Origin of the sequence: Bryobacter aggregatus MPL3, from assembly GCF_000702445.1 — a bacterium.
GTDB classification, from domain to species: domain Bacteria; phylum Acidobacteriota; class Terriglobia; order Bryobacterales; family Bryobacteraceae; genus Bryobacter; species Bryobacter aggregatus.
The window spans coordinates 729,254-748,276 of record NZ_JNIF01000004.1; the positions used below are offsets into that span (position 1 = coordinate 729,254).

Below are 19,023 nucleotides of genomic sequence, written 5' to 3' on the forward strand. Positions count from 1 at the left end.
TTCTCAGTCCTCGAGCGTGACGCCGGTTGCAACGCGGTTGCGGGCAGCACCCAGAACTCTGCTCATACCTTCTTCGAGAGAAATCTCGGGCTTCCAACCAAGTAAACTCTCCATTTCGGTAGGATTTGCGTAGCGGCTGGCAACCCCGACTGGCTTTCCAATCTGCGGTTGTACGGGCGCGTCATAGCCCGCAATTGAGACAAAGAGTGAGGCCAGTTCTTTGAAGTTGGTCAGCCGTCCCGTGCCGATGTTGACCCCCCGGCCATCGGAAATCCGGTCAATGGCGAGAATCAATGCCGTGATGCAGTCTTCAATGTGTACGAAGTCGCGCCCCTGTTCTCCCGTGCCCCAGACCGCAATCGGCGAGTCGCCGCGCGCGGCCCGGAAGGCAATGGCCGGAACCGGATAGGTCAGGTCCTGATCCTCCCCATAGCCCGAGAACGGCCGGACACAAGCGACGCTGAGGCCGTAATACTTGGCGGCGACATAGCTCAGATATTCGCCGGTCAGCTTCGACCAGCCATAGGTCATGTCCGGCATGCCGATTTTCCCGTTCGGGAAGTCAATCGCGTTCTCCTCGAGCGCAACATGACCCTCTTCATCCTGCAGGTGCACCGGATAGGCTGCGCTCGAGCTGGCGTAGAGAACCCGCTGGATGCGTTCCTTGTTGCGTACGGCCCAGAGAAAGAAAGTGCTATCGATGCCCAGATCGATTGCGACCTCCATCGGGTCTCCATCGATCTTCTTCCGGCCGCCCACCACGCTGGCCAAGTGGAAGACACGATCGAAGTCGGGAAGGAGCGGTGTTTCGCCGCGCGGGATGATGCCGAGTTGGCCCAGGAAGAAGGCAAGGGCGTCGCTAGCGATAAAGGTCAGCGAACCCGCGGCCAAGTGATAGCGGATCAGACCGCCAGGCAGTTCCTCACGGCCGGTGGCCTCCTCGAGCCACTGGTCCGGATGGACGCCTGTCGAAAGATTATCAATGCACCAGACCTCAGCCTCCAGGCTGAAGAGGCGGCGGAGGAGATGACGGCCGACAAAGCCGCAACCTCCCGTAACGAGAGCGCGGCTCATGCGAATGTTTCCTTTTGGGCCGGCGCAGCAGTTGGGGGGATGAGGATCAATTCCCGCTCCGGACGGAAGCGAGTTTTGAAGGCGATGCGAAAGTACAGGAAATTCCGCCAGAACGGGTTGTGGCTTTCCCCCTCGACTCGTGCCTTCCAGGTGGTGGGAATTTCTTTCACCCGGGCACCGAGCCGCAACGGCTTCAGCATCGTTTCAAGGAGTAGGGGGTGACGGAGTTCCTCCCAGCGAATCTTCTTGACCCATTCCATTTTGAAGACTCGGAACCCGTAGGTGAGATCGCTCAGTTCGGTCCCATAAAGTAGGGCGAAGGACTTCTGGAACAGCCAGTTGGCAAGAAATTTGACTGGGTTGTAGCCCTCAAAGGCTGGTGCGCCCTTTTCGCCGCGCCAGCGCGTCGTGGTGACAATGTCCCAGTTCCCGCGCTTGGCTTCTGCAAAAATGGCTTTGACATCGTGAGGATTGGTTTCGAGATCACTGGCCATCATCAGCAGATGGGTGCCGGAGGCCCACTCAAAAGCGTCCTGCATGGCGCCACCGAGGAAGGGTTTCTTTTGGTCTTTTGCCTGAATCAGGCCGGGATATTGTTCCACCAGTGCGTTCGCAGCCGCACGTGCTTCGGGCTTGGTGATTTTTCCCATGACAATGAGGATCTGGTGGATGTCACTGCAGTTCTCGAGAAGGAGAATTTTGACGGTTTCGCGCAAACTTTCGGTCTCATCGACCACAGGCAGGATGATGCAGGCTTGGAAAGGGTTTGCCGCCATGTTCGCACTCCTCACAACTCCCGAATCCATCCGATCTAAAAGATGGGCCACTTCAACTTTCGTCTCTGCGGCCCCGGAATAACCCGCAGGAATGTTTCGTTCGCTAGATTGATCGGGAGTCTAGGGTTTTCTCTTTAGTCATTTGGTTGGATTTTCGTTTGTAGCGCCGAAACTCCCCAAAACGAGCGGTGAGGGGGACTCTTCTCGCAACAGCCGCTCGACATGGGCAGAGACTCCTTGGGAATTCCACTTTAGTTCCTTTGTACTGCGTGAGGAACGTGCTTTCCGGGCATGGGATAGCGCATCATAGTACTTGTGCCATTTGGCGTAAATATAGATCTCGACCGGAAAGCGCGTGTCACCTTGCTCGTGGCCATCCTCCTTGCGGGGGTGTTGCTCTATTTTTCTTTCCGGGGCATTGATATGGCGGAACTTGAGAAAACTCTGAAGAGTGCGCGCTTTGCTCCCCTCTTCATGGCCAGTATCTTGTCGATGATTGCCCTTTGGCTTCGTTCCTATCGTTGGCGCGTGTTGTTGAACTGTTCAAACACGCTTCCGATCGGAATGGTCTTCTGGGCGAATGCGTTGGGCTACTTGGGGAACAACGTACTCCCGGCCCGGATGGGTGAGCTTCTGCGGGTGGAGGCCCTGAAGCGCTGCTACGAGATTTCGCGCAGTTTCTTGTTGGCGACGGCGTTGATCGAGCGTGTGATGGATGCAGGTGTATTGGTCTTATTCACCAGCGCCGCATTGATCACGATTCCGGGTCTGCCGCACTGGTTGCAACGGGCGAGTAAGACCTTCAGTATCCTCAGCAGCATCGGAATTCTTGGGCTCTTCCTGTTGCCACACGCCGAGAAGTACGTTTTGCGAATCTTGTCTGGAATCCCGAAGCTTTCCTCGGTTGTGTTGCGCTTTCTGGATGGATTGCGTTCCCTCCACAGCTGGTGGCGATCGTCGCAGTTCTTGTTGCTCACACTGGTGATCTGGCCGATGGACTCCTATACCGGCGTCCTGGTTGCGCAGTCGATTGACGTGCCTCTCCAGTTCCAAACATCCATGGTGGTGTTAGCTGCTCTTGGCCTATCGAGCGCGGTTCCTTCAACACCTGGCTATGTCGGTGTCTTCCAGTTTGTCGCGGTGAATGTCTTATCGCCTTTTGGAATCTCGAATGCGGCCGCATTGGCCTGGATTCTGATCTACCAGGCCGTTACCTACGTGGTGCAGGCGATCTTTGGGCTGATTGGGTTTGGCGTGTTATCCAAGTTCCAGGCCAGCCAGGTGCCCGGTGCGACACCTAGCCCTCTCCCACTCGACGTTTAGAGCTCCTAGAAGAGTTGGGACAAGCGAAGCGGCGCATCGGCATTCTTCCAAGCGGCTTCGTATCGTGGGGCAATCATCGCGGCAGCCTCGAGCTTGCCTTGTGCCTGAAGCGCCTCCATCAGACCGAATAGCGCCCGGCCGCTCTGCCGGTTATTCGCCAATTCCTGGCGAAAGATCGCCTCTGCTTCCTTCTTCTTTCCAGCCTGGAGCAATACCGCGCCCAGGGCTTCCCGCGAAGGCGGATAATACCAGTCTGCCGGCTCATCGTAGCTGAGCGCATCTTCTGCCGCAACCGCTCGCTCCAGCGCAGCAATCGCGGCATTCGTATCCTTGCGGGCGAGTGCGATCTTGGCTTCGAGGATCTCAACTGCAATACCCATGACGTCTTTTTCCAGGTTGAGACCAAAGCCCCGGTCGGGTGCGATTGCAGCCACTTGCTTGCGGAAGGTGGCAAGCGCTTCCGTGGCCGCTTTGGCGTCTCCCTTGGCTGCGAGAGCCATTCCCCGGGCGAACTGATAGATGTTGTTCACACTGACGCTGAAGCTGGCGGGCTCCTCGAGCGTGAGAATCTTGTCCCACTTCTGGAAGCGAACCTCCAGCATGTAAGGCATGGCGAGGGCCGACTCAAATTGCGGCATCATCCGCGCCAGCGGTTCCAGTTCTCTGGCAACAGCGCCAATGGCAACACGCGCTTCCTCATAGCGGCCCATCATGCTCTCCGAGGCGCTGAGAAAGTGCAAATTGTGAATCCAATAAGGCTTGTAGTAAGTCGGAGCACCGACTGTTTCAAAGTAAGCCTTGTCGAGTGCCGCCGCTTTGCGATTCAGTTCCGCGGAGCGCGCATAATTGCCAACACGCATATAGACGTGAGCCGGCATATGGACCAGATGTCCGCTTGCCGGGGCCAGGCCAGCGAGGATGTCCGCACTCGGAAGCGCCCGTTCTGGAGTGAGCGATGCTTCTACGGCGTGGATGTAAATGTGATTCGCTCCCAGGTGATCCGGTTCGCGCTGGAGTACGCTTTCGAGCAAGCTAACGATCTCGAGTGTATAGGCGTTCGGTTTGCCGTCGTGGGTCCAAAGCTTCCAGGGCGTCAGATTCATCAGCGCGTCGGCGGCAAGGGTTTGCGCGTCGAGGTCGTCGGGATACTGCTGGGCCAGTTCCCGCATGGCTAGGGCATAGCTGCGGTCGAGATTCGATCGATCCTCGGGATTCTTTGCGGCATAGCGCTGGGCGAGCGCCCGGATGTAGGCTTGCTCACGTGGCGATGCTTTGGCGAGCAGCGATAGAGCTTTCTGCGACGCCTCGTAGGCAGGCCCCGCATTCTCCGGCATCAGTGGAGCATTGATGTTGTTGCCTAAGGCGAGCCCCAGCCCCCACCAGCACATGGCACAGTTTGCATCGAGTTCTGCTGCCTTTTTGAAACTGGCAGCGGCCTCCGGGTGGTTAAAGGCATAGACCAGCCGCATGCCCTGGTTGGCCCAGGTGCGAGCTTCGGCGTTGTCTGTCGTGACCTGGAATCGCAACTCGCCATAGCCGGGCCAGAGACGAGGCGTGATCTGGCCTGGGTTCAGTCCACCGTGCTGGGCAAAGGCGATGCTCGCGAGCCACGCTAGGAGCGGCGCATAGTAACGGGGTCCCATCGGAATGCTTGCCCTTTCTCCGCACTTTCATTACAAAGGAGTGCCGGTGCTGCCGCACGAAAGCCAAAGGTCGCGTCTTCCACCGGCGGACGCAAGCCACGAATCGATTCCGCAAAAGCCTGATGGTGGAGGCGGTGTGCATCAGCCTGGGCGGTGAATTTGAAATCGGAGTCAGGCGCGATCGGAGCCGTCGAAGGCGGATACTTCTTCCGGTAATCTGCGAGGAAGGCATCCTGATCTTTTTGCGCGAGGGTTCCGATGGAATAGCCGGGCGCGGTCTCGCGCGTATGCTTTTCAAGCCGCAGGGTGTTGTAGGCCGCGGTCATGATGCCCTCGCTGCCGACAAAGCGAAAGCCGAACTGCTCGGTCGCCACGCCGCTCGCCAGGTTGACGCGTAGCGCCAGTGTAAAGGCAGGGTGGGCCTGCGATTTCGGATAGTCCAGCACGGCCAGCATGACGTCTGGCGCGTCTCTGCCATCCTTCCAATAGCGGACTCCGCCGCTGGCGAAAACAGTGGTCGGCCCGATGCTTCCCACCACCGTGTGCAGGCCGCTCAATAAGTGAATGAACAGATCGCCCGCAACGCCGGTCCCATAGTCGCCGTAATTGCGCCAACGGAACAATCGGATCGGCTCAAAGGGCCGCTTGGGCGCATTGCCCAGGAAGCGATCCCAATCGATGTCGCTCTGCTGCAGGTTCACTGGAATCGAATACTGCCAGGCCCCCATTGCCGTGTTGCGATCGAGCCAGGCCTCCACCAGATTCAGTTCCCCGAGCGCTCCTTGCTGGAAGAGTTCGCGTGCTTTCAAAAAGACATGCGAACTGACATACTGGCTGCCGACTTGCAAGACCTTGCCGCTCGCCTTCTCAGCGGCGATCACTCCCAGACCTTCGTCCACGCGTTTCACCATCGGCTTCTGGCAGTAGACATGCTTGCCGGCCTGCAATGCCTCGGTCGTGATCCGCGCATGCCAATGGTCGGGCGTGGCGATCAGAACGGCGTCGACATCCTTCCGTGCCAGCACTTCGCGATAGTCGCGCGTGGTGTAGGTGTCGGGGCCATAGAGCTCGCGCATGTGCTCGAGACGGCTCTGGTAGATGTCGCAAGCAGCCACCAGCTTCGTATTCGGTTGCAGGGTCTGATTGCGCGCATCCCCTTGCCCCATCCCGCCACAGCCGATGAGCGCAATTTGGATTTTGTCGTTCGCTGCCATCCTAGGCCTTCACCTTTGCTGCAATCGGGTCCCATTGCACCTGGCGTTTTTCGAAAACACTGACGTTGCTCATCAGCGCCGGGCCTGCGGCACGAATGCCGAAGAGCGCATCTTCCACCACAGGTTTGCGGCTCCGCACGCTGGCGAGGAAGTTGGCGTGATGGTTCTGGTGATCACTGTAGCGGGGCGGGGGAAGATAGCGTTCCTCTCCATTGGGCCGCATCGAATCCGCCTTTGCTTCCTGCTTCGGGTACTGCTCGCGATACTTCTTGAGGAACTCTTTCTGGGTCGCCTCCGTGAAGGTGTCGATGTTATAGCCCGGTTCCGATTCCCGAGGCTGTTTGGTCACAGTCACGCCATTGCCGACCGTCATGATACCCTCGCTGCCGACAAAGCGGAAGCCGCTTGATTCGCCAGCGCCGCTCACGAAGTTGACGCGCAGCGAAAGGTTGAAGGCTGGATGCGCGTCGGTCTTTGGATAGTCATAAAGACCAAGCATCACGTCCGGAACGTCGCGGCCGTCCTTCCAGAAGCGCAAACCACCGGTCGCATAGATCCGCTCCGGGCCAATCGCGCCGGTAATAAAGTGCATGCCGCTGAAGAGATGGACAAAGAGGTCGCCCGCGACACCGGTGCCGTAATCCTGGTAGTTCCGCCAGCGGAATAGGCGCATCGGCTCAAAGGGCCGTTTCGGCGCCGATCCAAGAAAGCGATCCCAATCGATATTGGCCGGATTCGCATCGGGAGGAATCGAATACTGCCAGGCGCCATTGGCGGAATTGCGATCCCACCAGGCCTCCACCATGTTCAACTCACCAATGGCTCCCGACTTCAGCAACTCCTGCGCTTTTTGATAGACAATGCTGGACACCCGCTGGCTGCCCACCTGGAGGATTCTGCCGGTCTTCTGTTGTGTCTGCCATACGCGCAAGCCATCGGCAGCTTTCTGCACCATCGGTTTCTCGACGTAAACATCCTTGCCCGCCTCCATCGCGTCGATGGCAATTTGAGCGTGCCAGTGGTCAGGGGTTCCGACAATCACGGAGTCGACATCTTTGCGCGCCAGAACTTCTCGATAGTCCCGGGTGGCAAAGAGATGCTTGCCCCAACGCTCCTTGGCCCGCTGCAGGCGGCCATCATAGATGTCGGATACCGCTACAATTTCTGAGCCACCGACCGCAAGTGCGCTATTGGCATCGCCACTTCCCATTCCACCTGCACCGATCAGTGCGAAACGAATCTTGTCATTGGCCGAAAAAGCACGTTGGGGAGCAAGGGCGGCTGCGGAGAGCAGGAAACTGCGCCTGGAAGTCTGCATCCTCACATTCTTTCATACCGGAAAAAACTTGGAACTTGCCTAACGAAATCTTCGTCTGCCAGTCAAACACACAGATGTAGTAGATCCAAATGCCGCAACCGAAACTATCAAAACTTGAAATGCAAATCATGGACGTGCTCTGGAGTCGCGGCGCGCTGCCGATTCGCGAAATCCAGGAGGCCTTCCCGGCGAAGAATCGTCCCGCCTACACCACCATCCAGACCACCGTCTATCGTCTCGAAGAGAAGAAGGCGCTCAAGCGAGTGAACAAGGTGCTGAATGCTCATGTCTTTGAGGCGGTCATCACACGTCAGGCGGCGCAGGGCCGGCTGATCGACGAGTTGCTGAGCCTGTTCGGCGGCCGTACGCAACCGGTGATGGCCCATCTGGTGGAGACTGGCAAACTCACGCTCGACGATGTGCAGGAGACAGAAGAGCTCCTCAAAAAACTGGCGAAAGAGAATCCCCAATGAATCTCTACGAACTGACTCCTTTTGCAAGCCACCTCTGGCAGTCCAGCTTGTTCACACTAGCTTGTGCCTTACTGAACTGGACTCTGCGCCGCCACCGGGCTTCGCTGCGCCATTCGATCTGGCTGGTCGCCTCGGCGAAGTTCCTCGTGCCGTTCTCCCTCTTTGTCCAACTCGGGCATCTCTGGCAATGGCGCAGCAGTACATCGACAATTGCCCCTCCCGTCTTCGAGGTGGCCGAGCAACTCAGCCAACCCTTTACGATGAGTTTTGATCCGGGCTTCGGGTTCCGGCCGCATACCAGTCACTACACCTCGATGCTGGCTGTGGTCTGGCTCTGCGGCTTTCTGGTCCTGCTTGCGCGCTGGTTGCGCCACGGATGGCAGATGCACCAGATCGAGCGCAACGCGCGTCCGCTGCCCATCGAGACGCCCATCCCCGTTCTTGCTGGCGATTCGAGTTACGAGCCCGGTGTCTTTGGTATCTTCCGCCCTGTCCTGCTGATCCCCGAAGGTATCGCCGCCCGCCTCAGCGCTGCGCAACTCAACGCGATCATTGCTCACGAGCTATGCCATGTGCGGCGTCGCGACAATCTTGCTGCCGCCTTCCATATGTTGGTAAGCGCCCTCTTCTGGTTCCACCCGCTTGTTTGGTGGATCGGCTCGAGGCTGGTGGCAGAGCGCGAGAACGCCTGTGACGAAGAAGTGCTGGACCAGGGCCAATCGCCGCTGGTCTACGCCGAAAGCATCCTCAATGTTTGCAAGTTCTATCTGGAATCCCCCATCCCCTGCGCCTCAGGAGTCACCGGCGCTGATCTGAAGAAACGAATCGAGACTATCATGACCCGTCGTCATTTTTCGCAACTCTCCCTGGCCCGCAAGCTGTTTGTTGTTGGTGCCGCCACTGCCGCCCTCTGTACACCGGTGCTCATCGGCATCGCCACTGCGCCTCAAGTTCAGGCTCAGGATGCAGTCTCTCCCACCTTTGACGTCGTATCGATCAAGCCATCAGATCCGAATGGCCGGGGCACCATGTTCCGAGTCGTGCCCGGTGGCGGACTGAACATCGTCGGCGCACCCGTGCGGGAGTTGATCATGTTCGGCTACGGCGTCCGGCAGTACCAGATCTCGGGTGGCCCAGGCTGGGTTGGGACGGAACGCTTTGATGTGACGGCAAAAGGCAGTGCCGATCCGAACGCGCCGTCCGACCCGCGGCAGTTGAACGAAGAACAGCGTCAGGCTTTGCAGCTTCTGCTTCGGAAGCGCATCCAGGCCCTGCTCGCCGAGCGCTTCCAACTGCAGATGACTGAGGAGACCAAAGAGCTTCCTGTCTATCATCTGGTCGAAGCCAAGGGCGGCGCGAAGTTGAAAGTTTCTGATTCTGCTTCTAGTGCCGAGAACCGTTCCATCCGGATGCAACGAGGCATGTTGACCGTGGCGAGTATCTCTCTGACAGAAACGACGACCGCACTCTCTAACATCGTGGGGAGACCGGTGATCGATAAGACCGGCAAAGCAGGACTTTTCGACCTGAAGCTCGAGTGGACGCCCGAAGGGGGCCCCGGTATCCCGGGCGGTCCCGGAGGTCCTGGGGGCGCTGAGCCTCCGCCGCCCGCCGACGCCGCCGGACCCACCATCTTCACCGCACTGCAGGAACAGTGGGGTCTGAAGCTCGAATCGGCGAAGGGACCTGTGGTCACCTATCGCATCGATAGTGTCCAGAAGCCGTCCGCAAACTAGACAGGACTCCCATGCGATTCTTCCTTTGCCTCTGGTGCCTGGGCCTCGTGTGTCTGGCGGAACAGAAAGGGCAGGTCCGCTTCTCAGGCCTGCCTGTGCCGGGCGTCACGATCACTGCCACGCGGGGACAAGCGCAGTTCTCTACTGTGACCGATCTCAGTGGCAATTACTCCTTCCCTACGCTAGCCGAAGGCGAGTGGAAGCTGGAGCTGACGATGTTGGGCTTCGCGAAGTTGGAGCGAAGCCTAAGCAGCAACGAAAGCCAATCCTGGGACTTACAGGTATTGAAGCTCGAGGAGATGAAGGCGCAGGCGGCCGCGCCGCCTCCCAAGCCCGCCGAGATCATCAGCGAAGTCGCGAAGCCCGAGCCGAAACCCAGTGCGGCCTTTGCAAATCTTGATGCCGCCGAATTAGCCCAACGCGCCGCTGACGCTTTGCTGATCAATGGCACGGCAAACAATGGCGCCGCCTCGCCCTTCAGCCAGAGCATGGCCTTTGGCAACAACCGGCGTGGGCCGCAATCGCTGTACAGCGGCAGCCTCGGGATGATCTTCGATCACTCCGTGCTTGACGCCCGGCCCTATTCACTGACCGGCCAGGACACGCCGCGTCCAGACTTTAGCCGCATGCAAGGTCTGGCTTCCTTCGGTGGTCCGCTACGGATTCCCCGTCTTCTCCCGCGAAACGGACCCAATCTCACCCTGACCTACCAATGGACACGCAACAAAAACGTCTCGACCCAATCGAGCTTGGTGCCCACCCTCGACCAGCGCAACGGCATCTTCACCACACCCGTCCTCGACCCCACAACCGGGCTGCCTTTCATCAACAACACGGTCCCTATGAATCGCATCAGCCCGCAGGCCAAGGCGCTATTGCAGCTCTATCCTTTGCCGAACTTCGACAACACTGGCCGCTACAACTTCCAGACGGCGTTGGTGGGCGCAACACATCAGGACAATCTGCAGGCGCGCGGCACGCAGTCCATCAACCGCAAGAACCAGTTGGCTGGCAATGCCGCCTGGCAGAGCACGCGCAGCGACAGCACCAGTCTCTTCGGCTTCAACGACACCACCTCGATCAGCGGCCTCAATCTCGGCCTCAACTGGATTCATACTTTCCGCCCGCGCCTCTACTCGGTGGTGGGCGTGCAGTACAGCAGTCTGCGGACGGAGAACACGCCGTTCTTTAGCAATCGCACGAATGTTTCGGGCGCGGCGGGGATCTTGGGCAACAATCAGGACCCGGTGAATTGGGGGCCGCCGGCACTTACTTTTGCAGGCGGCATCGCGGCGCTCTCCGATGGCATCTACGCGTTGAATCGCAATCGCACCAGCGGTCTCTCGGGTGAATTGGGCTGGAGCCGTGGCCGCCACAATCTTGCCTTCGGCGGCAGCTTCCGCCAGCAACAGTTCAACATTCTTTCGCAGGAAGATCCGCGCGGCAGCTTTGCCTTTACAGGCGCCTCAGACTTTGCCGGCTTCCTCTTGGGTGTGCCAGCCACCAGCGCAATCGCCTTCGGCAACGCTGACAAGTATCTGCGCTCGAAACTCTTCGACGCCTTTGTGCGCGATGACTTCCGTGTGAATCCGGGGCTGACGCTCAACCTCGGTCTGCGCTGGGATTACAGCACCCCGATCTCTGAGATCTACGGACGACTGGTAAATCTGCAACTCAGTCCGGACTTCCGTTCCGCCACGCCCACTCTTGGCAACGGATTGCTGCGGCCCGATCGCAAGAACATCTCTCCGCGCCTCGGCCTCGCCTGGCGGCCCTTCGCCGCATCCTCTACGGTGATCCGCGCGGGCTACGGGATCTATTACGACACCTCGGTCTACCAACTCATCGCGACGCAGATGGCGCAACAGTCGCCGCTGTCCTACAGCCTGCGTGTGGCCAACAGCGCAGAGACACCACTCACACTGCGCAGTGGCTTTCTCGCCTCTGCAGCCACCACGCGCAACACCTTTGCTGTCGATCCGAATTTTCGCATCGGTTCCGCGCAGAACTGGTTTCTGACGGTGCAGCGCGATCTGCCTGGTAGTCTCGTCATGATCGCCAGCTATCTCGGCTCGAAGGGCAGCCACGCGCAACAACAGGTGTTGCCGAATACGGCTCCGGATGGAGCCACTGATCCCTGTCCCACTTGTCCGGCAGGCTTTGCCTATCTCAGCTCAAATGGCGGATCGAACCGCAACGCGGCCCAGTTGGAATTGCGCCGCCGTCTGCGTGCCGGCTTTACGGCAACGATGCAATACACCTATTCGAAATCGATCGACAACGCTGCATTGGGAGGCCGCAATCAGGGTGGTTCTCTGATCGCGCAGAACTGGCTGGACCTGGGAGCAGAGAGGGCCAAATCGAACTTCGACCAGCGGCACTTATTCAATCTGACTGGGCAGTACACCAGCGGCATGGGCAAGAGCGGCCTGATGAGCGGCTGGCGCGGCCGCCTCTTGAAGGAGTGGACTCTCGGCCAGCAACTGATCGTCGGAAGCGGCTTGCCGCTCACCCCGGTTTACTTCCGCGCTGTGCAGGGCACGGGCGTCACGGGAAGCATCCGGCCCGACTATACTGGCGCCGATGTCAGCGCTGCGCCCAGCGGCCTGTTCCTGAACCCCGCAGCCTATGTCGCTCCCGCTCCGGGGCGTTGGGGCAATGCCGGACGTAACTCCATCACCGGGCCTTCGCAGTTCTCCTGGAATGCCTCGCTCGGCCGCACCTTCCGCCTGCGCGGCGACCGCATTAGCCTCGACGGGAGAATGGATGCGACCAACCTGCTGAACCATCCTGTCTTTCCCAGTTGGAACACCATCACCACCAGTTCGCAATTCGGATTGCCCAATCCGGCCAATCCGATGCGCAGCATCCAAACCACCATGAGGCTCCGATTTTAGATGACCCGACGCGATCTGTTCTCCATTCCCCTGGCGGCGATGAGCCTGCGCGCCCAGGAACAACCCATCTTCAGCAGCAACACGCAGTTGGTCGTCGAAACAGTCTCGGTGAAGGATAAGAAGGGTAACTCAATCTCCGGCCTGACCGCTAAGGATTTCACGCTGACCGAAGACGGCAAGCAGCAAAGCATCGCCTTCGTCGAATTCCAAAAGCTGCCGGACGATCCCGCTCCCGACGCTGCCTATACGGCATCGGTAGCGCCGGTAGCGCGTCTGGCGCGGACTCAGATTGCTGCGGAGAAGCCCGGAGATATCCGCTATCGGGATCGCCGTCTCCTTGCGCTCTATTTTGACTTCTCGGCGATGCAGCCCGCCGATCAACTCCGCGCGCTGAGCGCGGCGCAGAACTTCGTCCGCAAGCAGATGACCACTGCGGATCTGATGGCGGTGATGATCTATTCGAGCGGCGCCGTGCAAGTGCTGGAAGACTTCACCGCAGACCGAGCGAAGCTTCTCGAGACGCTGCAGACGTTGCTTGTGGGCGAAGAAGCAGAGACAGCCACCAATCCGGGCGATGCAAGCGCTGTCGATAGCGGCGCAGCCTTTGGACAGAACGACGCTGAGTTCAACTTGTTCAATACAGACCGGCAACTGTCGGCGCTGCAGACGGCGGCCACCATGCTCGGACGCCTGAGCGAGAAAAAGTCGCTGCTCTACTTTGCCAGCGGCCTGCGTTTGAATGGTGCCGACAATCAGGCGCAGTTGAACGCGACGATCAACGCGGCCATCCGTGCGGGCGTTAGCTTCTGGCCAATCGATGCGCGCGGGCTGGTGGCGACTCCGCCGATGGGTGACGCAACGCGCGGCTCGACAGGTGGCATCGGGATGTACAACGGCGCGGCGGGAGGAGCGACGATGTCCAACTTCCAGCGTTCCCAAGATACCTTGTACGCGCTAGCTGCTGATACTGGTGGCAAGGCGCTGATCGATAGCAACGATCTGGGGAAGGGAATCGAGCAAGCGCAGAAGGCGACAAACAGCTATTACCTGATCGGCTACTACACCTCGAACCCGGCTCTCGACGGCAAGCTGCGGCGGGTCAAGATCACCCTCAATAATGGCCTGATCGCGGACCTCGATTACCGGCAAAGTTTCTACGCCGGCAAGCAGTTCCAGAAGTTCACCGCCGCTGATAAGGAGCGCCAACTGGAAGACGCCCTGATGTTGGGCGACCCGATCACGGAACTGACCATTGCGCTCGAGGTGAACTACTTCCAGTTGAACCGCGCCGAGTACTTTGTCCCGGTAGCGGTGAAGATTCCGGGTAGTGAATTGGCGCGCGCCAAGCGCGGCGGCGCCGAGCGGACTCTGATCGACTTCATGGGTGAAATCAAGGAGGGGCAGCTCACGGTTGCGAATGTGCGCGACAAGGTTGAGCTGAAGCTCAGTGGCCAGACGGCGAGCGAACTGGCCACCCACCCCATCACTTATGACACCGGCTTCACGCTGCTGCCCGGCAGCTACACGCTGAAGATCCTCGCACGGGATGCCGAGACCGGGCGCATCGGAACCTATCTGCGCAGCTTCGTGATTCCCAATCTGAATCGGGAAGACAAGCGGGTGCCGCTCAGTTCGGTCGTCTTGAGTGGCCAGTCGGTGGACATGCAAGAGGCGCTCTTCAATACCAAAGATAAGCTGAAGGCGCAAAGTCTGAATCCCCTTGTGCAGGGCGGGCAGAAAATGATTCCGAGTGTGACGCGCGTCTTCAGCCGCTCGCGTGAGATGCAGATTTACTTACAGACCTACCAGCAGGAGCCGGAGATAGCCAAGCCGATGGTGGGCTATGTCAGCTTCTACCAGGGGGCGAAGAAAGTCTTCGAGACTGCCCCCATCGTCGGCGCCGAAGCAGCGCCGGGACGCCTGAAAATGATTCCTTTGCTGTTTCGCATCCCACTCGGAAAAATGCCTCCGGGAGAGTACAACTGTCAGGTGACAGTGCTCAACCCGGAGGCGCAGAGAGCAAGTTTCTGGCAAGCGCCAGTGATGCTGATTCCTTAGTTCCAGCCGCCGCCGAGGGCGCGGTACAACTGAACGACAGAGACTAGTTCTGCCTGGCGCAATTGTGCCAGAACGAGTTCGCCCTGAAATTGATTGCGCTGTGCATCCAGAACTTGCAGATAGCTGTCGAGGCCACCCTGATAGCGCAGGATGGACAGCCGGCTTGATTCGTTCAACGCATCCACCAGCTTTTGCTGTTCCTGCATCTGTTCTGCGTTCTTGCGATAGCCAACTAGCGAATCGGAGACTTCGCGGAACGCGGTCTGGATGGTCTTCTCATAGGTGGCCAGCATCTCGCGCTTGGCGGCTTCGCTGTAGCGGACATTCGCGCGGAGCTGGCCGGCATTGAAGATGGGAATGGTCGCTGTGGGCGCGGCATTCCATTGACGGGCGGCTCCGGTGAACAGATCGAGCAGCGGCCTTGCCTGGGCTCCCAGAAGGCCTGTCAGCGTGATCTGCGGAAAGTACTCTGCACGCGCCGCGCCAATGCGTGCGTTTGCTGCAATGAGCACCTGTTCTGCCTGCCGGATGTCCGGACGGCGGGCGAGTAGATCGGAGGGCAGCCCTGGCGGAATCTTCTCCGGCCCATTCAGTTCCGACAATCGCTTACCGCGCTTCACGGGGCCTGGGTTCTTTCCCAGCAGAATGCTCAGCGCATTCTCCTGTTGTTCGATCGCCCGTTCGTTTGCGACAATCTGCGAGGTCGCAGTTCGAAAGAGTTGCTCGGCTTGCTGGACGTCGAGACCGGTAGAGACGCCGCGCTCGAGCCTCACGTTGGTGAGGCGTAAGCCGTTCTCCGCAATCTCCTTCGTCTTCTTTGAGATCTCGAGTTCGGTGTCGAGTTCCCGGAGAGAAAGGTAGGCGTCCGTGACATCGGCCACGAGCGACGAGATGACGGCGCGGCGAGCTTCTTCCGTGGAGAGATACTGCGCCCGCGCCGCCTCGTTCAGACGGCGGAGCCGGCCCCAGACATCCAGCTCCCAACTCAGCGCGAAGCCAGCCTGGGTATAGGTCACGTCGAGATTCGTTCCTCGGGGGAGAAAGCGATTCTGGCCGATCTGCGAGATGCGGTTGGCGCTCAAGTTGCCGGACGCAGTGACATTCGGATACAGATTAGCTTGCTGTGCGGTGAGCTGGGCGCGCGCCTGGAGCACGCGCTCGGCGGCAATCCGGACGTCGTAATTCTGCTTGAGCGCGGTGTCGACCAGTTCGGTAAGAACTTCGTCTTCAAACAGTGTCGACCACTTGCGATCGGCAATCGATTCGGTTGCAACCGGGCCGTTATCGGCCCGGAACTGCGGCGGCGCCGGCAAATCCGGACGCTTGTAGTTCGGGCCAACGGCGCAACTGGAGAAGAACATCACCAGCAGTGACATTGCGGTTGCCAAGGCCGGCCCTTTGCGGAAGCGCTCGGCCCAGGTCTCGGTGACGACATAGAGCATCGGCACAAAGAAGATGGCGAGCAAGGTGGCGGCCAACATACCGCCAAACACCGTCGTCCCCAGAGCGCGGCGGGATGCCGCACCGGCGCCGGTTGCATACACCAGCGGCACCACGCCAAGAATGAAGGCGAAGGAGGTCATGATGATCGGGCGCAAGCGCAGTTGAGCCGCAGCCACCGCGGCGTCAAAGGGCGACATGCCTTCCTCCCGCCGTAGCTTCGCAAACTCGACAATCAGAATCGCATTCTTCGAGGCGAGTCCAATCAGTGTGACGATGCCAATCTGCGTGTAAACGTCGTAGGCATAAGACCGTGCGAGCACCGCCAGCAAGGCTCCTAAAATGCCCAGCGGAACAGCAAGAATGACGGCAAAGGGGATCATCCAGCTCTCATACTGCGCGGCGAGGAAGAGGAAGACGAGGATTGAGGCGAAACCAAAGATATAGACTTCCTTGCCCTCCGATAACTTCTGTTGGTACACCGTTCCGGTCCACTCATAGCCAAAGCCCTGCGGCAGGACTTCTTTGGCCACCCGCTCCATGGCCTCGACAGCCTGGCCCGAGGTGTAGCCGGGCGCGGCGGATCCAATCAGCTTCGCACTGCGGAAACGGTTGTAGCGATAGATCACCTCAGGCGAAGTGGTATCGTGCATCGTCACCAGGGTGCTGAGCGGCACCATGTCGTTGGTGGCAGAACGGACATAGTAGCGATTGACGTCTTCCGCGCGATCGCGGAAGTCCGGTTCCGCCTGCATGACCACGCGCCAGGTGCGGCCAAAGCGATTAAAGTCGTTGATGTACAAACCGCCGAGGAAGGTCTGCAGCGAATCGTAAACATCGGTCGGCGGAATGCCCAACGCCTGAGTCTTATCGTTGTTGAGCTCCACCTGATAGCCGGGCACCGACACGCGGAAGGTGTTGGCGATCTGGCCGAGCGCCGGTTCCTTGCTGGCCGCAGCAAGGAAAGCATTCGCCGTGTTCGCCAGCTGATTGACGTCGCCCCCGGCGCGGTCTTCGAGCAGGAACTCAAAGCCGCCCGCGGTGCCAAGGCCAAGGATTGGCGGCAAACCAAATCCGAACGAGAAGGACTCCTTCATCGGGAACAGCGCTCCGTTGACCTTGCCCAGAATGGAGGCAAATTGCAGGTCCTTGCTCTTGCGCTCTTCCCACGGAGTGAGCGTCAAAATGATGGTGGCGACGTTTGAGTTATTGGTCTGTGTGGTGAGATCGAGGCCACCAAAGACGGTGGTGTTCTCGACACCCGGAATCTTGCCAACCGTGCTCTGAATCTTGTCCACCACAATCTGGGTCCGCTCGAGAGAGGCGCCGTCGGGCAACCGGACCGCGACGAAAATGACGCCCTGATCCTCATCGGGAAGAAAGCCTCCCGGTAGAATGCGGAAGAGTCCTCCGACGCAGAAGTACAGCGCCAACAATGCGACACCGGCAAAGAAGCTGCGGCGGCCAAAGAGCCGGACTCCCGAGAGATAGCCGTTGGTTGCTTTTTCAAAGCCACGATTGAAGAGCCCGAAGAATCGAGCGAGTGGGCCCGGTTTGCGATCTCTGTCGACCGGCCGCAGAATCATGGCGCTGAGCGCCGGGCTGAGCGTGAGTGCGCTGAAGGCGGAGATCAACACCGAGGCCGCAATAGTCAGTGCGAACTGGCGATAGATCTGGCCGCTGATGCCACCGAGGAAGGCGACCGGTACGAACACGGCGGCGAGAATGAAGGCGATGGCGATCACCGGGCCGGACACCTCTTCCATCGCCTTGATCGTCGCGTCATGAGGTGACATCCCGTGATCGATATTGTGTTGCACCGCCTCCACCACCACGATCGCGTCGTCCACCACGATGCCGATTGCCAGCACTAGGCCGAACATGCTCGTCATGTTGATGGTGAAGCCAAGGATCGGGAACAAGGCAAAGGTGCCGACCACGGCGACAGGCACCGTCAGCAACGGAATCAGGGTGGCCCGCCAATTTTGCAGGAAGATGTAGACGACAAAGATCACCAACAGCACGGCGATGAACAAGGTCTCTACGACGTCCGCAATCGCGGTGCGCACAAACTTGGTCGCGTCATAGCTGACGGTTTGCGCGATGCCGGCAGGGAAATTCTTCTCCGCCTCCGCGAGGAAGTGCCGGACACGATCTGCTGTTTCTACAGCGTTTGCCCCCGGTGCGAGATACGCAATGATGACCGCGGCCGGCTTGCCGCTCAGTTCGCTAAAGCTCTTATAGTCCTGCGCGCCAAGCTCCACCCGGCCAACGTCTTTCAATCGCAAAAACGAGCCGTCTGATTGGGCTCTTAAGATGATGTCGCCAAACTGCTGCGCATCAAGAAGCCGGCCGCTGGCGGTAACGGGATACTGGAAGTCCGTTCCTCGCGGGGCGGGCGCCTGTCCAATCGAGCCTGCCGGATTCTGCCGGTTCTGCGCTTGCACGGCGCGGTTGACGTCGGTTGCCGTCAGGCCGAGCTTCGCCATCTTATCTGGATTGATCCAGATGCGCATGCCGTAGTCTTGCGTCGCCGCCAGCCGGGTATCGCCAATGCCAGGGATACTGCCGATCTTGTCCAGCATGTTGATCGTGGCGTAGTTGCTGAGGAATAACGAATCGTAGCGGTTGTCCGAGGCGGTGACGGCAATCGCCATCAGGAAGGCGGAAGAGACTTTCTTCACCGTGACGCCCACGCGCTGCACCTCAGGCGGCAGGGAAGGGAGCGCGAGATTCACTTTGTTCTGCGTCTTCACCGTCGCCAGGTCAATGTTGGTGCCCAGCTCATAGGTAACGTCGATGGTCAGCACGCCGTCGTTCGAGCTGCGCGAGAAGAAGTACAACATGCCGTCGAGGCCGGTGAGTTGCTGCTCGATTGGTTGCGCGACGGTCTTCTCCAGATCCTGCGCGTTGCCACCGCGATAGGTCGCGATGATCTGCACCACGGGCGGTACCACTTCGGGATAGGTCGCGATCGGGAGATTGGGAATCGCGACGCCACCGAGGATCGTGATGACGATCGCGATGACAATCGCAAAGATTGGCCGGTTGATAAAGAACTTCGCCATGGA

General features: G+C 59.3%; 11 protein-coding genes. 5 read left to right on the forward strand and 6 right to left on the reverse strand.

Features of this window, described 5'->3' with window-relative positions; all coding sequences use genetic code 11:
- Window positions 1–3 precede the first annotated feature (3 nt).
- Both M017_RS0122825 and M017_RS0122830 read right to left on the reverse strand, forming a co-directional pair.
- Window positions 4–1,074 (reverse strand): NAD-dependent epimerase/dehydratase family protein, encoded by a 1,071-nt coding sequence (locus tag M017_RS0122825; RefSeq protein WP_031500552.1) that lies wholly within the window; start codon window positions 1,072–1,074, stop codon window positions 4–6.
- Entirely contained in the window at window positions 1,071–1,850 is a 780-nt protein-coding gene (locus tag M017_RS0122830) for a glycosyltransferase (protein WP_162180019.1), read from the reverse strand. The genes M017_RS0122825 and M017_RS0122830 overlap by 4 nt, the downstream gene beginning before the upstream one ends.
- A gap of 315 nt (window positions 1,851–2,165) precedes the next feature.
- Here M017_RS0122830 and M017_RS0122835 point away from each other — a divergent pair, with 315 nt between their 5' ends.
- Window positions 2,166–3,173 carry a lysylphosphatidylglycerol synthase transmembrane domain-containing protein gene (locus M017_RS0122835; protein WP_162180020.1) on the forward strand — a complete coding sequence of 336 codons (1,008 nt, stop codon included), beginning with the start codon at window positions 2,166–2,168 and terminating at the stop codon, window positions 3,171–3,173.
- A gap of 5 nt (window positions 3,174–3,178) precedes the next feature.
- Here M017_RS0122835 and M017_RS0122840 read toward each other — a convergent pair whose 3' ends face one another.
- The 3 genes from M017_RS0122840 to M017_RS0122850 are packed head-to-tail and all read right to left on the reverse strand — an operon-like array spanning window position 3,179 to window position 7,348.
- Window positions 3,179–4,816 (reverse strand): tetratricopeptide repeat protein, encoded by a 1,638-nt coding sequence (locus M017_RS0122840; RefSeq protein WP_051670761.1) that lies wholly within the window; start codon window positions 4,814–4,816, stop codon window positions 3,179–3,181.
- Window positions 4,786–6,030 (reverse strand): Gfo/Idh/MocA family protein, encoded by a 1,245-nt coding sequence (locus M017_RS0122845; protein ID WP_031500556.1) that lies wholly within the window; start codon window positions 6,028–6,030, stop codon window positions 4,786–4,788. Before M017_RS0122845 ends, M017_RS0122840 begins: the two co-directional genes overlap by 31 nt.
- Before the next feature lies 1 nt (window position 6,031).
- Window positions 6,032–7,348, reverse strand: a complete 1,317-nt coding sequence (locus M017_RS0122850; RefSeq protein WP_031500557.1) for a Gfo/Idh/MocA family protein — start codon at window positions 7,346–7,348, stop codon at window positions 6,032–6,034.
- 89 nt (window positions 7,349–7,437) lie between these two features.
- Here M017_RS0122850 and M017_RS0122855 point away from each other — a divergent pair, with 89 nt between their 5' ends.
- The 4 genes from M017_RS0122855 to M017_RS0122870 are packed head-to-tail and all read left to right on the forward strand — an operon-like array spanning window position 7,438 to window position 14,512.
- Entirely contained in the window at window positions 7,438–7,821 is a 384-nt protein-coding gene (locus tag M017_RS0122855; protein ID WP_031500558.1) for a BlaI/MecI/CopY family transcriptional regulator, read from the forward strand.
- Window positions 7,818–9,557, forward strand: coding sequence for a M56 family metallopeptidase (locus M017_RS0122860; protein ID WP_031500559.1), 1,740 nt, complete (start codon window positions 7,818–7,820; stop codon window positions 9,555–9,557). The genes M017_RS0122855 and M017_RS0122860 overlap by 4 nt, the downstream gene beginning before the upstream one ends.
- Before the next feature lie 11 nt (window positions 9,558–9,568).
- Window positions 9,569–12,454 (forward strand): outer membrane beta-barrel protein, encoded by a 2,886-nt coding sequence (locus M017_RS0122865; RefSeq protein ID WP_051670762.1) that lies wholly within the window; start codon window positions 9,569–9,571, stop codon window positions 12,452–12,454.
- Entirely contained in the window at window positions 12,455–14,512 is a 2,058-nt protein-coding gene (locus M017_RS0122870) for a VWA domain-containing protein (protein ID WP_031500561.1), read from the forward strand.
- Here the strand turns inward: M017_RS0122870 and M017_RS0122875 are convergent.
- A complete protein-coding gene (locus M017_RS0122875) occupies window positions 14,509–19,020 on the reverse strand; it encodes a multidrug efflux RND transporter permease subunit (RefSeq protein ID WP_080508107.1) in 4,512 nt (1,503 codons plus the stop codon). The genes M017_RS0122870 and M017_RS0122875 overlap by 4 nt on opposite strands.
- Window positions 19,021–19,023 lie beyond the last annotated feature (3 nt).